Origin of the sequence: Pseudomonas sp. SCPG-7 (assembly GCF_002156405.1) — a bacterium.
In the GTDB taxonomy this organism is placed as follows: Bacteria; Pseudomonadota; Gammaproteobacteria; order Pseudomonadales; family Pseudomonadaceae; genus Aquipseudomonas; species Aquipseudomonas parakoreensis.
This window is the reverse complement of sequence record NZ_MVOO01000021.1, coordinates 42,292-56,035: the sequence shown is the minus strand read 5'-3', so window position 1 is coordinate 56,035 and position 13,744 is coordinate 42,292. Positions and strand designations below refer to the sequence as shown.

General features: G+C 56.4%; 12 protein-coding genes and 1 tRNA gene. 8 read left to right on the top strand and 5 right to left on the bottom strand.

Annotated features, from left to right (window positions below; all coding sequences use genetic code 11):
* Positions 1–210: 210 nt before the first annotated feature.
* Positions 211–1,200 (top strand): sensor domain-containing diguanylate cyclase, encoded by a 990-nt coding sequence (locus B1722_RS25920; RefSeq protein ID WP_041071038.1) that lies wholly within the window; start codon positions 211–213, stop codon positions 1,198–1,200.
* A gap of 130 nt (positions 1,201–1,330) precedes the next feature.
* On the opposite strand, the gene B1722_RS25915 is transcribed toward B1722_RS25920, so the two are convergent.
* The 3 genes from B1722_RS25915 to gabD form a co-directional block, all read right to left on the bottom strand.
* Complete coding sequence (locus tag B1722_RS25915) at positions 1,331–2,542, bottom strand: response regulator (protein WP_086794828.1); 1,212 nt, start codon at positions 2,540–2,542, stop codon at positions 1,331–1,333.
* 131 nt (positions 2,543–2,673) lie between these two features.
* Positions 2,674–3,954, bottom strand: a complete 1,281-nt coding sequence (gabT, locus tag B1722_RS25910) for a 4-aminobutyrate--2-oxoglutarate transaminase (protein WP_086794827.1) — start codon at positions 3,952–3,954, stop codon at positions 2,674–2,676.
* 185 nt (positions 3,955–4,139) lie between these two features.
* The gene (gene gabD / locus B1722_RS25905) at positions 4,140–5,582 is read right to left on the bottom strand and encodes an NADP-dependent succinate-semialdehyde dehydrogenase (RefSeq protein WP_086794826.1); all 1,443 of its coding nucleotides are present in this window, start codon (positions 5,580–5,582) and stop codon (positions 4,140–4,142) included.
* A gap of 442 nt (positions 5,583–6,024) precedes the next feature.
* Between gabD and B1722_RS25900 the strand changes: the two genes are divergently transcribed.
* The 4 genes from B1722_RS25900 to B1722_RS25890 all read left to right on the top strand — a co-directional run bounded on the left by B1722_RS25900 (position 6,025) and on the right by B1722_RS25890 (position 9,720).
* Positions 6,025–6,101: transfer RNA gene (locus B1722_RS25900), tRNA-Arg, on the top strand.
* 114 nt (positions 6,102–6,215) lie between these two features.
* Positions 6,216–6,806, top strand: coding sequence for a Shufflon-specific DNA recombinase (locus B1722_RS29960; protein WP_256578869.1), 591 nt, complete (start codon positions 6,216–6,218; stop codon positions 6,804–6,806).
* Between the two features lie 12 nt (positions 6,807–6,818).
* Positions 6,819–7,289, top strand: coding sequence for a site-specific integrase (locus tag B1722_RS29955; protein WP_256578868.1), 471 nt, complete (start codon positions 6,819–6,821; stop codon positions 7,287–7,289).
* Between the two features lie 286 nt (positions 7,290–7,575).
* Positions 7,576–9,720, top strand: a complete 2,145-nt coding sequence (locus B1722_RS25890) for a helix-turn-helix transcriptional regulator (RefSeq protein WP_217436844.1) — start codon at positions 7,576–7,578, stop codon at positions 9,718–9,720.
* Between the two features lie 101 nt (positions 9,721–9,821).
* On the opposite strand, the gene B1722_RS25885 is transcribed toward B1722_RS25890, so the two are convergent.
* On the bottom strand, positions 9,822–10,406 hold the full coding sequence (locus B1722_RS25885; RefSeq protein ID WP_086794824.1) for a hypothetical protein: 585 nt from the start codon (positions 10,404–10,406) through the stop codon (positions 9,822–9,824).
* A gap of 109 nt (positions 10,407–10,515) precedes the next feature.
* Between B1722_RS25885 and B1722_RS25880 the strand changes: the two genes are divergently transcribed.
* From B1722_RS25880 to B1722_RS25870, 3 genes are all read left to right on the top strand, one after another.
* Positions 10,516–10,821, top strand: coding sequence for an AlpA family transcriptional regulator (locus tag B1722_RS25880; RefSeq protein WP_086794823.1), 306 nt, complete (start codon positions 10,516–10,518; stop codon positions 10,819–10,821).
* Positions 10,822–11,008: 187 nt separating this feature from the next.
* A complete protein-coding gene (gene trfA / locus B1722_RS25875; protein WP_086794822.1) occupies positions 11,009–11,845 on the top strand; it encodes a plasmid replication initiator TrfA in 837 nt (278 codons plus the stop codon).
* 285 nt (positions 11,846–12,130) lie between these two features.
* Complete coding sequence (locus B1722_RS25870) at positions 12,131–12,505, top strand: hypothetical protein (RefSeq protein ID WP_254616385.1); 375 nt, start codon at positions 12,131–12,133, stop codon at positions 12,503–12,505.
* A 90-nt stretch (positions 12,506–12,595) separates the two neighbouring features.
* Here the strand turns inward: B1722_RS25870 and B1722_RS25865 are convergent, their stop codons facing one another.
* Positions 12,596–13,516, bottom strand: a complete 921-nt coding sequence (locus B1722_RS25865; protein WP_086794821.1) for a restriction endonuclease — start codon at positions 13,514–13,516, stop codon at positions 12,596–12,598.
* Positions 13,517–13,744: the final 228 nt, after the last annotated feature.

Sequence of the window (13,744 nt, the reverse complement as noted above, 5' to 3'; positions counted from 1 at the left end):
CCCCGATCGGTAGCGCAGCTACCGCAAATATGTCGACGCGTTCTCATTGCTGAAACGCGTCATCTCTACCGCCCGGCGGGAGCAGGCTCCCTCTCTACAAAAGCGCGGAACTTAGCACCGAAAGCCCTATCTCAAAGACACTTCGCCACCCCGGCGGGCTGTACTGTGGCCGTTGTCGAAATTGCGGCACACCTTTTGAGAAATGTGCCGATGGTCAACAACAATCAAAAAGACTCATCCCTTGCGCAGTGGCCCGAGGCCGCGCAAACCCTGATGGCGCTGATGCACGCCCAAGGCGAAGTCGCCCGGCTGAGCGAGCGCGAACAACTGTTCAGTTCATTGCTGGTGAGCGTCAACGCGGTGCTCTGGGCGTTCAATTGGGAAACCCGTCAGGTGCTGTATGTCAGCCCTGCCTACGAGCGGATTTTCGGTCGCTCCGCAGGCCTGTTGCTGGCCGACTACAACCAGTGGCGCGACAGCATCTACCCCGACGACTTGGATTACGCCGAACGCAGTCTTGCCGAAGTGCTGCACAAAGGCGCGGTGGAAGACCGCGAATACCGGATAATCGCCGCCGACGGCCAGGTTCGCTGGCTCAGCGACAAGTGCTTCATCAACCGTCAGGACGAGCCTGGGCAACCGGTGATCATCGTCGGCATCGCCGAAGACATCACCGACAAAAAACGCATGGAAACCGAACTGCACCGGCTGGCCACCACCGACGTACTGACCCAAAGCAGCAACCGTCGCCACTTCTTCGAATGCGCCAACCGCGAGTTCGACGACGCGCGCCTGCACGGTTCGCCACTGGCCTTCCTGCTGCTGGACATTGATGACTTCAAGCAGATCAACGACAGCTACGGCCACCCGGAAGGCGACAACGTGCTGCAACGTATCGCCGAATGCGGGCGCACCTCGTTACGTCGGGGTGATCTGTTCGGACGTATCGGCGGAGAAGAATTCGCGGCCGTGTTCCCCGGTTGTGCACCGGACATGGCGATGCAAGTGGCCGAGCGGCTGCAGCAGGAGATTCAGCGGATGGTCTTCAATGTCGACGGCCAGACCTTCGGCATCACCGTCAGCCAGGGACTGACCAGCCTCAGGGATGATGACGAAAGCCTCGACAGCCTGTTCGCCCGGGCGGACGCAGCGATGTACGAGGCCAAACGGCAGGGCAAGAACCGGATTATCTCAAGCTGAATCCACCATCCGATTTACCTCCCCTGTAGGAGCTGCGGCACGCTGCGATCTTTTGATTTTTGCTTTAAAAGACAAGATCAAAAGATCACAGCGTGCCGCAGCGCCTACAGGGGGATGCTCGTGAATCCGGTTATTTACGCATCCGCATCAGTTCCGGCAACCCGATCTTCAGCAGCCGCGCCGTGCGACTCTTTGCCAGTTCCTCAACGCCCTCATGTTCGGTCAGGCGTGCCATTTGCGCCGCCATGTTCATCACCAGCGCCTCACGGGAATACACCCCGCCTCCGAGCTGGTAGACCGACGCAATCAACTCGCGCAGCTCCAGCGGCAGGCGCCAGCGCGTGCGCAACGCCGAACCGTAAGCCGCGCCGAATTCCGCCAGCGCGTCACCGACTTCCTCCCACTCATCCAGCTCACCACCAGCCTGCTTCCACTCCTGTAAACAGCGCAACAACGCCAGATCGCCAAGGCGATGCAGCATGCCGGCGCAATAGCAGCGCTCCTGATCCAGGTCGAGCAGGCGCGCCAGGGTGCGGGCGTATTCGGCGGTGTGCAGCGACAAGCCCCAATAGCGCTCGGCGTAATCCGCCAGGCACGGGTCGCTGAGTTTGGCGCTGCGCTTGAGCGCCAGGCCGAGAATCAGGTTCATGCTCTGCCCGGTCCCGAGGCGATGCAGCGCCTGCCCCAGGGTCTGTACCGCCGCGCCATGATGCTGCGCCGCGCTGTTGGCGGCGGCGATCAGCACGGCGGTAATCTGCGGATCGGTACGGATCTCTTCTTCCAGCAGTTTCAGGTCGAGGCCATTGGGGTTGAGGCTGCGTTTGACCGCCACCTGCACATCGGTCATCAACGGCGCGCCATCGGCCTGCTCGCGGCGCCGCTCGAGGAACACCGACAAGGTCATGCCCGGCGCCAGCGTCGGCACCTCGCAGAACACCTCTTCACCCGCATTCAACAGCAAACCCTGCAGCCGCTCGGTCAGGCTTTCCATGTTCAGCGGTTTGGTCAGGTAGGCCGTCGGGGCCAACGGGATGGCTTCGCGCACACTGGCGCTGTCGTTGCGACTGCTCATCAGAATGAACGGCAGCGGCGGATTGCGTTTGCGCTGGCGCACGCTGCGCAGCACGCTCAAGCCATCGATACCGGGCAACTCCCAATCGACGATGGCCAGGTCATAAGGCACTTCGCTGAGTAACGACATGGCTTGCTGGCCATCGGCACACAAGTCCAGCCGCGCATCACAGCGCACGTTGAGCAACACTTGTTTAAGCAGGTCACGAGACCACGGATCGGCCTCGGCAATCAGCACTCGGGGTACGGCGGGTAAATCAACGGCGGTCATGCGCGCTCTCCCTTGCAATGCCTGAACCTTAGCCAATGCTGGCCCTTCGATACAGCGCAAAAGGGTTTCTGAGGCATAAAAAAACCCGCCGAAGCGGGTTTTTTCTCGATCCGATCACACAGTGCCCGGAATTACAGCTCCGAGAAGCACTCTTCGATGATCGCCAGGCCTTTGTCCAGTTGCTCGTCCGGCGAGGTCAGCGGTACGAGAACGCGCAGCACGTTGCCGTAGGTGCCGCAAGACAGCAGGATCAGCCCCTTGTCACGTGCCTTGGCCACCACCGATGCCACTGCGGCAGCGTTCGGCTTGTGGCTGTCGCCATTTTCGAACAGCTCGATCGCGATCATCGCGCCCAGCGCACGCACTTCGCCGATCACTGCCGGGTATTTGGCCTGGATGGCCTTCAGGCCGGTGACCAGACGCTCGCCGACAGCCTTGCAGCGGTCCAGCAGTTGCTCTTCTTCGAACACTTCCATCACGGCCAGGGCCGCCGCGCAAGCGATCGGGCTACCGGCGTAGGTGCCGCCCAAGCCGCCTGGAGCGATGGCGTCCATGTATTCGGCCTTGCCGCAGACACCGGCCAGCGGGAAGCCGCCAGCGATGGATTTGGCGAAAGTGGTCAGGTCGGCCGCAACGCCCATCTGTTCCATGGCGAAGAAGGTGCCGGTACGGCCAGCGCCGGTCTGCACTTCGTCAGCGATCAGCAGGATGCCGTGCTGGTCGCACAGGGCACGCAGACGCTTCATGAACTCTTTCGGCGCGACGTAGAAACCACCTTCACCCTGCACCGGCTCGATGATGATCGCGGCGATGTCTTTCGGCTCGGCGTCGTTCTTGAAGATGCGTTCGATGGAAGCGATCGAGTCGTCGATGCTTACACCGTGCAGCTCGTTCGGGTACAGCGCGCGGAAGATGCCGCCTGGCATCAGGCCCATGCCGGCCGAGTACGGCACGACCTTACCGGTCAGGCCCAAGGTCATCATGGTGCGACCGTGGTAGGCGCCGGTGAAGGCGATCACGCCGGCACGGCCAGTGGCGGCACGGGCGATCTTCACGGCGTTTTCCACGGCTTCGGAACCGGTGGTCACCAGCAGGGTTTTCTTGGCGAAATCACCAGGCACCTTGGCGTTGATCTTTTCACACAGCTCTACGTACGGTTCGTAGGCCAGCACCTGGAAACAGGTGTGGGTCAGCTTGTTCAGCTGTTCGGTCACGGCGGCGATGATTTTCGGGTGCACGTGGCCGGTGTTCAGTACCGCGATACCGCCGGCGAAGTCGATGAACTCACGACCTTCAACGTCAGTCACGGTAGCGTTCTTCGCCGATTCGGCGAAGATCGGGTGAATCTGGCCAACACCACGTGGAACAGCTGCGGTACGACGGGCCATCAGTTCAGCGTTAGTCTTGCTCATTACAGTCCTCATTCACCGCTCATCGGGCGGCGTGGTTCAAGGATAAAGCGGGAGGAATCGGCGGTGGCAGCATGCGATGATCGACTGCCACGGCGTTCCTGGCCGCAGAGAAAATTCCGGTTTGAAACGACGCAAAGGGACAGCGCTCTCGTGCCCTTTGCGTTTGCAGCGATCCCTTTCCCGGCTTAGATGCCCAGGCAGAGGTATTTGATTTCCAGGTAATCCTCGATGCCGTACTTGGAGCCTTCACGGCCCAGGCCCGACGCCTTGATGCCGCCGAACGGCGCGACTTCGTTGGAGATCAACCCGGTGTTGACGCCGACCATGCCGTATTCCAGAGCTTCCGCCACACGGAACACGCGGCCCAGGTCACGAGCGTAGAAGTAGGAGGCCAGACCGAACTCGGTGTCGTTGGACATCGCGATCACTTCAGCCTCGTCTTTGAAGCGGAACAGCGGCGCCAGCGGGCCGAAGGTTTCTTCCTTGGCCACCGCCGCGTCTTTCGGCACGTTGGTCAGGATGGTCGGCTCGAAGAAGTTACCTTCCATCGGCTTGCCACCGGCCAGCACGGTGGCGCCTTTGGCCACGGCGTCAGCGATGTGCTCTTGCACCTTGGCCACGGCTTTTTCGTCGATCAGCGGGCCAGTGGTGGTGCCTTCTTCCAGACCGTTGCCGATCTTCAGCTTGGCCACCGCCACTTTCAGCTTCTCGGCGAACACGTCGTAGACCGAATCCTGAATGTACAGACGGTTGGCGCAGACGCAGGTCTGGCCGTTGTTGCGGTATTTGGAAATGATCGCGCCTTCCACGGCCTTATCCAGATCCGCGTCGTCGAACACGATGAACGGCGCGTTGCCGCCCAGTTCCAGCGAGACTTTCTTGATATCCTTGGCGCATTCCGACATCAGCTGACGGCCGATTTCGGTCGAGCCGGTGAAGGACAGCTTGCGCACGATCGGGTTGCTGGTCAGCTCGCTGCCGATGTCGCCGGCGCTGCCGGAGACCACGCTGAACACGCCTTTAGGGATGCCGGCACGCTGCGCCAGTTCAGCCAGGGCGAAGGCGGAGAATGGGGTTTGCGACGCCGGCTTGAGCACCATGGTGCAACCAGCGGCCAGCGCAGGGCCGGCTTTACGGGTGATCATCGCCGCCGGGAAGTTCCACGGGGTGATCGCGGCGGTTACGCCGATCGGCTGCTTGATCACGATCAGGCGCTTGTCCGGCTGGTGGCCCGGAATCACATCACCGTAAATGCGCTTGGCTTCTTCGGCGAACCACTCGATGAACGACGCGGCGTAAACGATTTCGCCCTTGGCTTCGGCCAGCGGCTTGCCCTGCTCAAGAGTCATCAGGCGCGCGAGGTCGTCCTGGTTCTCGATCATCAGTTCAAACCAGCGACGCAGCTTGCCGGCACGCTCTTTGGCGGTCAGTGCACGCCAGGCCGGCAGCGCCTTGTCGGCGGCTTCGATGGCACGGCGGGTTTCGGCGGCGCCCATCTTCGGCACGGTGCCGAGAATTTCGCCGGTGGCCGGGTTGTTGACCTTGATCGTCTGACCGTTGTCCGCATCGACCCAAGCGCCATCAATGAAGGCTTGCTGGCGGAACAACTGGGTATCTTTAAGCTGCATGTCGGCTTTCCTTAACAGCACCGCGGCCTGCGCGGAGCAAAATTATGATTGTAGAAAGGCGCCTCGCAAGGCTGCCGTCAGGGAAATCATCTACCGGGTGAGGCGCAGTGATCGTGCGTTATTCGCCGCACCTGCGCTTCCACACCCCGTCAAAGAGCGTTTGAAATCTCAAACGGATCGTAGGAGCAAAGGGGTTAAAGGACAATAGGTCGTTCGAAAAAAAGAACAAAAACCCTGCGTTTGCTGGATTTTTCAGATCAACGCGCAAAAAGCCCCGGCCGCAGCCAAACCATAGATCAGCCGGGAAAAAGCGCCAAGCGAGGGTTTTGCAGGACGTTACAGCTTTAAGTAATGCAGCGTTTCCACCGACACGCGCACTGACAAAACCCGCCAAAACCCGGCATGGACGCCCCGAGCCGACCTAGGTATGATGTCGCCCGCTGCACCAGTAGCTCAGCTGGATAGAGTACTGCCCTCCGAAGGCAGGGGTCGTGGGTTCGAATCCCGCCTGGTGCACCATCTTCTTTCCCTTGTATTACAAGGGGATAGCGCTCCTGACAGAAACCTGTCCTAGTCCTGAAAGTCGTTTTTGCCACAAATTTGCCACACTTGAACGTGGCGGGAATGGTCGAAATGGCAACAATCAGGAATCGCGGCGAGTATCAGTGGGAAGCGCAAATCCGTCGTAAGGGCTATCCAGCCCAAAGAAAAACCTTCGAAACTAAAGCCGATGCCCAAGCCTGGGCGCGCATGATCGAAAGCGAAATCGACCGAGGCATTTTCGTCTCTCGCGTCGAGGCTGAACGCACCGCCTTTCATCAACTCATTGATCGCTACATCTCCGAGATCGCTCCGAAGCACAAAGGCGCCTATTCGGAAATCAAACGCCTGGAAGCCCTTAAGCGTCATCCATTGGCGACACGTATCGTTGCCACCCTCACCTCTTCCGACTTCGCCCGTTACCGAGACGAGCGCCTGAAGATTCGCAAGGGCAATACGGTTAAGCGTGAGCTGGCTTTGTTTCAGTGCGTGATTGAGGTCGCTCGCCGGGAATGGGGAATTCATCTCGCCGAGAATCCGGTGCGGATGGTCAGCCGCCCTAGCTATAACGACGAACGCTCGCGACGCCTGGACCCAATTGAAGAGCAATACATCCTCAGCGCCTTGGAGCTTCGAGAGCGCCGCGCCGATGGAACCTATGCGGACGCCTCGCACAACCCTTGAATACGGTCCATCGTGCAACTGGCAATTGAAACTGCCATGCGCCGTGGCGAGCTATTCGAGTTGCGCTGGAAGCATGTGAATCTGGATCGCAAAACCGCGCATCTTCCAGCGACCAAGAACGGGCTCCCAAGAACCGTCCCACTCTCCCCGAAAGCTATTCAGCTGCTGAAGGATTTGCCACGCTCACTTTGCGGCCGAGTCTTCCCCACCACCGCAGACGCCCTCAAGAAAGCCTTCACACGCGGTTTGGAGCGAGCAAGGACGAAATACTTAGGAGATTGCGAACGGGCTCTGGTAACGCCCCAGGAAGACTTTCTGCTCGACCTGCGCTTCCACGACCTACGCCATGAGGCCACCTGCCGGCTGGCCACCAAACTTCCCAATCTGATTGAGCTGGCCAGCGTGACGGGACACCGCGAGGTGAACATGCTGAAGCGCTACTACAACATCACAGCAGAGGAACTCGCGGCGAAACTTGCTTGAAAAGCATGCAAGCCTTGGGAGCATGCCCGCTCGCTGCTTTGCTCGTAGTTCCAGCAGTTGAAGCTAGCTCGTGACCACTTTAAGACATTCGATAACCTACTTACGATCTGCATCCCAAGGGCGATTCCGCGAATTGAGGACGGACAGAATTTCGCACAGCCAGCTACCCCCATACACCTATGAAGCCAACCGAGAGCAATTTACGGCTTAAGAAATATTTCACAATTAAATTGATAAAAATAGAAATGTTGCCAGAATGAGCTCACAACATTTCATAGGTGTGCCCATGAACGAGCAAGAAACCTCCGCAGGATCTGCTGAAGTCGGACGACATCTCATGCAGGTTCGAGACAGAGCCGGCCTCAAACAAGGAGAGCTAGCAAAACGCGTCTCTTTGAGCCCCGCAGTCTTATCACGTATAGAAAGTGGTGAGCGCTCTATTACAGCCGCGGAAGCTCAGGACATCCTGATGCAAATCGGCACACCTGAGGCTACCGACCTTGCACAAGCACTCCAAAGGAACTGGATTGTGCTACCACGCCCTCCTCTTGATCATCCCGAGCAGGAGATTTTATGGGAAGCAGAACTGGTCGCTGCAGAGCTCGTTGAGCTTCGCAATCGTCCCGACACACCTCATGCGTTTGAAAGCCGTCTTTCTGAATACATTGAAGAGTTGAATCGCTGCGCAGGCCTCCTCCTAAAGCGTGACCACCAGATAGCCTTTATCGGCAGTATCGGCGTGGGTAAATCCACAGCAATCTGCCAAATGACTGGCTTAGTGTTTCCAAAAGAAGACGGATCACCTACTCCGATTCTTGAGGTAGGCGGTGGCGGGATCACCGTATGCGAAGTCCATCTGCGTACAGGCCCAGACTATGGTCTTCTAATTGAACCCAGAAGCGATGATGAAATCCGGCAGGACGTAAGCGATCTTGTAGACCACATTCTGAAAAGTAATGCGCATCAGGACGATGACGGTGCGGCTGAATCGCAAGGCATTTCAAAGGAAGTTGCCCGAGCTTTGCGCAACATGGCTGGCCTGGCCGTGCAGCGCCTAAAAGGTGCAGATGGAAAGCGCATCCTCAAAGACCCGGCAAAGGAGCTAGCAGAGATATACAAGACACCTCGCGAGTTTCTCGTCGAAGTTCTGAGCCGCATGGAGCTCCATCGCCGAGACCGACGGGACATTTGGTATGACAGCGCATCTGGAAAGTCACCCAAGGTATGGCTAAGGGACACGTTCTCTGCGATTAACAACGGAAGACATCCAGAAGTCACCCTTCCAAAGCGCATTGAAGTAGTTGTTCCTGACCGCCTGCTCAACACTACTGATTTGACAGTTCGCATCATCGATACCAAGGGTATTGACCGGACTGCTGCGCGAGAGGATATCGAGGTTCATTTGGATGACCCGCATACTCTCGCCGTGCTTTGCTCACCATTCAACAACGCTCCGTCTGCCGAGGCCAGGCTCTTGCTCGAACGTGCGAAAGACGCTGGAGTGAGGAACTTAGACATTAATGCTGCCCTGCTAGTGCTTCCGCGCCCAAGCGAAGCAATGGCGATGAAAGATGACGCGACCGGAACTCCGGTGGAATCCGCCGATGAAGGCTATGACTTGAAAGCGGAGCAGGCTTCTTTGGCTCTCGAACCCCTCGGCTTGCACGACTTGGCCATTGGCTTCTATAACGCGAATGAGGATACGGCCAATCAAGCTCAAGATTTTTTAATTTCAAGGTTAACTGAAGCTCGAAGAGCGTTCAGAGCGCGGACTTTGGCCGCCACGAATGGCGCACGCGAGGTATTGAAAAATCATGGCGAAGAGCGAGTTCGAGCAGTACTTCGAGATGCCAGCGAAACGTTACATACCTGGATAAACGCCAATGACTCCGTACCAACAGTAAATGCCCAGGTCGAAGAAAGCTTGCTGGCCCAGATACAGATCGCTTATGCGGCCACAGTAAGAGCCGCTGTTCGACGAGAAGGGGAATGGGCTCAACTTAGCTATTCTCACCACATCGGTTACGGCGCCCGCCGCATTGCCGTTGTCGCCCTTAGCAAGATCGTAGAGCAATTCACGGGGCACTGCAGGTTGCTGGCTGCAACCCCCCGCTACACAGAGGCAAAAGAACTTATTACACAAGCAGAACGGGTTCTGATCACAAGCTATGAAGATCTCTTGCGCAAAACCCAACTAATGGGTCAAACAGTATTCAAAGACGCATTAAAAGACGACCCCGCTTTCTGGCAGGCTTGCATGCACGAATGGGGATTGGGACCAGGATACAAATCTCGCGTAGCCACCCATAACCGCGAATGGTTCGATAATGAGTCTCGTCAAAAATTGCAGGAAGAACTGAAGGCGCTCATTGATCGTGAATGGCTTAGAGCGCTTAAAAATGTTTCCGAGCTGCTGGAGCCTATCCATTGACCAATCTAATTGAGTTCCTGACGGGCTACAGTGAAGTAACCATGCTGAAGCAGCACTACAACATCACCGCAGAAGAACTCACGGCGAAGCCAGCCTGACAGTCAGTCGATAATCTCAAGCCTCAGGGAGCGCGCTAGCTCCCTGAGCTCTGAATCCGTTCGAACACGGTTTAGCGCGATCTCCTCGCGCTCCCTCTGCTTAAGCAGATAGACCTCGTTGAAACACTCGATAACCTGCTCACGGGTTAAGTCCGAGATCGATACCCGGCGCTTTAGAGTGTTCAGAATATTGCGCGCACTGAGCTGAGCCGCCTCCCGCAGATACGTCCTCAGCAGCAAGTCACGAAAAACCCAATCGCTGACCCACGCCTTCGATAAAGCCCAAAACAACAGCCGCTGGTAGGTATCCCAAGCCATGCGCGTTTGGCCACTCAGATACCGCCGCAGAATCCGCCCATCTGCGTCCTTGAAACCGTATATCCCAAGATCCGTAAGCAATCGCTCAAGTGCGACCTTCGACATGCCTGACTTTTGCAATATCCCGGAGAACAGGTACTCCACCAGATCCACCGGAACACGGACAACAAAGTTTTTCCGGCCCGTTTCCTGATGACTTTCTATCTCACGGAAAACGAGCTGAAAGACTTCTTCGGGATTGATATTGAACTCAAAGGACGATGGCTGCATGCACCCATTCTTTGGCTAACAGTCGCATCTGTCAAAAAGGTGTCCTAGCTGATCAGCTTTCGTTTATCTAAAGCTGGACGTACTAAATAGCAACCGAGCGACTGTAACGATGAGCGTCGATTACGAAACCATTCAAAAAATCCAGAAGCTTTCAGATGACGTACTGATAGGCGTAGCCGAGGTCGCGGCGCTAACAGGATTCAGCGTGTTGACCGTTCGTCAGCGCAAACTGCCGGGACTTGATCCCCTTCCGGGACTATCGCGGCTACGCTGGCGTCTCGGCGATCTTCGCCAGTGGATGCGCCATGGTCCCGAATGCACTTCGGCTTCGCCAGCCAAGTCAGTGTTAAAAACTACGCCAGGAAATCGAGTTGGTCGCCCTACAAAAAAAGAGCAAGTAGAGGCTAGAAAATGAGCACTCGCACACCTGCCTCCATTCAAAATTAAGCAGTGGTCACTTCGTTTATAAACGAGCCGCTAATGCCGCCAGAGCTCCATACGAATGACATCACGACTTCAGGGGGCAGGCGTCTTGCACAGCTAGCCAACTTGAAGCTCGAGCAAGAGCGGCTAACAAGGCGCAGCTCAAGCCAAAGCCTGCGATTACAACCCCAACGCTGAAAACATGGCCGGATGAGGTTCGCGGCGTACCGAATGCGTTCTTGCGGTCGGCGCTTTTCGGAGCAGTAAGGAAGGGCAGTCGGACTGATCAAAAAATGGTGGCGATTAACTCAATCGGGGGCGTGCAGATTTCTTATACAGGAACGCGTCTCGACCAGATCGACCTTTCCGTATGGCTAAGCGTGTTGCACCTCTCTCGACGGCAAATGCTAGGCCACGAGCTCCGCTACAGGGCTTACGGCGTGCTTAAACTCATGAAAAAGACCGACACGGGTAAGAATAGGAAGCTGCTGCACGATCGCTTGCGGCGATTGGCAGCGTGCACCGTTGAGGTAGTGCTGGGTGATATTTCCTACACCGGTAAACTGATCAAAGACTTCTATAAGGACGAGAATAGTTTGGAATACGTCGTAATCCTTGACGCCAGGCTAAACGCACTGTTTTCCAAATCTGGCTTCAGTTACATCGACTGGAGTATTCGGTCTGCATTGGATGGCCAGCCACTTGCCCAATGGCTTCATGGATTTTATTCGAGCCATGCAAAAGCTTACGGACTCAAAGTAAGCACGCTGCACCAGCTCTGTGGAAGCGAAGCCCGCGAAATCTGGAAATTTACCCAAACGTTATGTCGCGCGTTTGACGCTTTGAACGCTGCCTACAACAAACACGGTAAATCATTCGAGTACGACATTCGAGGCGATTTGGTACACGTCCAAAGACAGGAAAGCCAGACACAGTGCCGACATCTCTTGAGGGTGGAAAAAACAAAAATGATGCGTGCCGTTCTAGCGGGTAGAGAATACCGTTCTAGCAGGTAACGCTTGCCGTTGCAGCGGGTAGCGTAGCCCGTTCCAAAAGGTAGGCTATCCACAGTCAATAGTGCCTGTCAGCCTGATTGCACAAAGGCCGCAGCATGTGCCCCTCTAAAAACTAATCTGAACCTAATCAGTACTAATCGGATCTCGGACGGAAGTTCAGCCCCTAACGAGCAGTCGAGGGAATGTCCGCAGCCGGCTCAAACGCGGAAGATGAATGCTATGGCTAACCGGAGTCGTACCACCGTTGAGCGAATAATTCTCCAAGCCCGGATATGGGGGTGGGATATGTCCTGGTCGTTCAGCATGGCCACACCGACCGATACCAGGCAAATCGGTCACCATTATTCAGAGCATACTGCGATCAAGCTTTACGGCTCCATCCGATACCCTGAAGCATTCAAATACCCTGCCCTAGAATGCTACCTATACGTTGACCCATTACTCCTAAGCGACAAGTCGGCTCCTCGCTGCATCGGTTCTATGCAGGCGACTGGCAAAAAACTCATCGCATATGTCGCCGTTCACAATGACCGCTTCAACAGCTTAGTCATCGCTGCAAGTCGACTTGTTGCCCTGGAGATCAATGCGGAGCCGCTGAGATATCGCAAGGCAAAGGTGATGGGTATCCACCTAAGCACCGAGCTGGAATCTGATTGGTAATGGTTTTTTGATCATCGGAGCGCTAGTGTCCAGTGCTCGTTTACTAGCCCTGCCCCCGGAGCCGAGAAACTATGACGAGGTCCAAAATCCTCACTCCTCGTCAAAGTAATCGCTATCCAGTTTCGGCAGTTTGAGAAGCCGGGACGTTACCCCAACCTCGTAGTCCATCATCAGGTTGACAAGGCGGATGCCATCCACCAGCACCATGCCTTCCACTGAACGGGCAAAGTCGATTCCTTGAGCAGTGAAACCTGACGTAGTAATAAATACCCCTCGCTTGGCCTTTTGCCCGGCAAGTGCTCCATAGAAAGCTTGCAGCTCAGGACGGCCTACAGTGCCTTGCCAGCGTTTTGCTTGGACATAGACTTTTTCCAGCCCGAGCTTATCAAGCGAAATTACCCCGTCAATTCCGCCATCTCCGCTACCACCAACACGCTGCAAATCGTTTCGGCTAGCCCCGTAGCCAAGGCTGTGCAACACGTCGAGCACAATAACTTCGAAGCGGTTGGGGCTGACTTGTAGCAAGTTATCCAGTAGATCCGCTGCTGTTGCATCGCGTAGCTCACGCAAAGCCTGTTCCAACCGATCGTCCGGGCTCACAGTTGCTGATATCGGTGTATCTGCACCCTGCTCTAGCCCATCTAGTGGGACGGCATCTGTGGGGCTCCTAAGCTTCACGTCCATGAAGCCGACGGTGAGTTGTTCAACCTGATCCGCCGTGAGCGGTGACGGGTGCTGTGTGGAATAAGCAGTGCCAGCTTCGGTGAGCCTCCAATAGCCTCGTTTGGCGCTGGAGGATAACCCTGCGCGCTTGAGACGGTCGTGAGCCCATCCAGCGCGGTTCTTATAGGTCGCTTGCCCACTCGCAATCAGCTCTTGAAGCTGTGATTCAGATAAATTCAAAGCCTGGGCAGCAGCTTCATGCACGTCGCGTGCTGTCGCGCCTTCCGGATTCGCCGCCAGGTAGCGCAAGATCGGCTCAATGAATTTGTCGTATGTAGGAACGGACATCAGGACTCCCTTCGCAAGGTTGCCAGCGTGGGCAAATGTGGTAATCCGCATGTTATCCGGAGATTGGAAAATTATGTTTGCGGTCTATACGTGTTCAGCGAGACATTGTTCCCAACACGGTCTACGCATGAGTATCGGTTGTTCCCTACGTACAGGACTTTCTGTTGCTACTAGGCAATTGAATTAGGTCGTCCTCGATCCGGGTCGACGGCGTTGCCTCTTATCTGC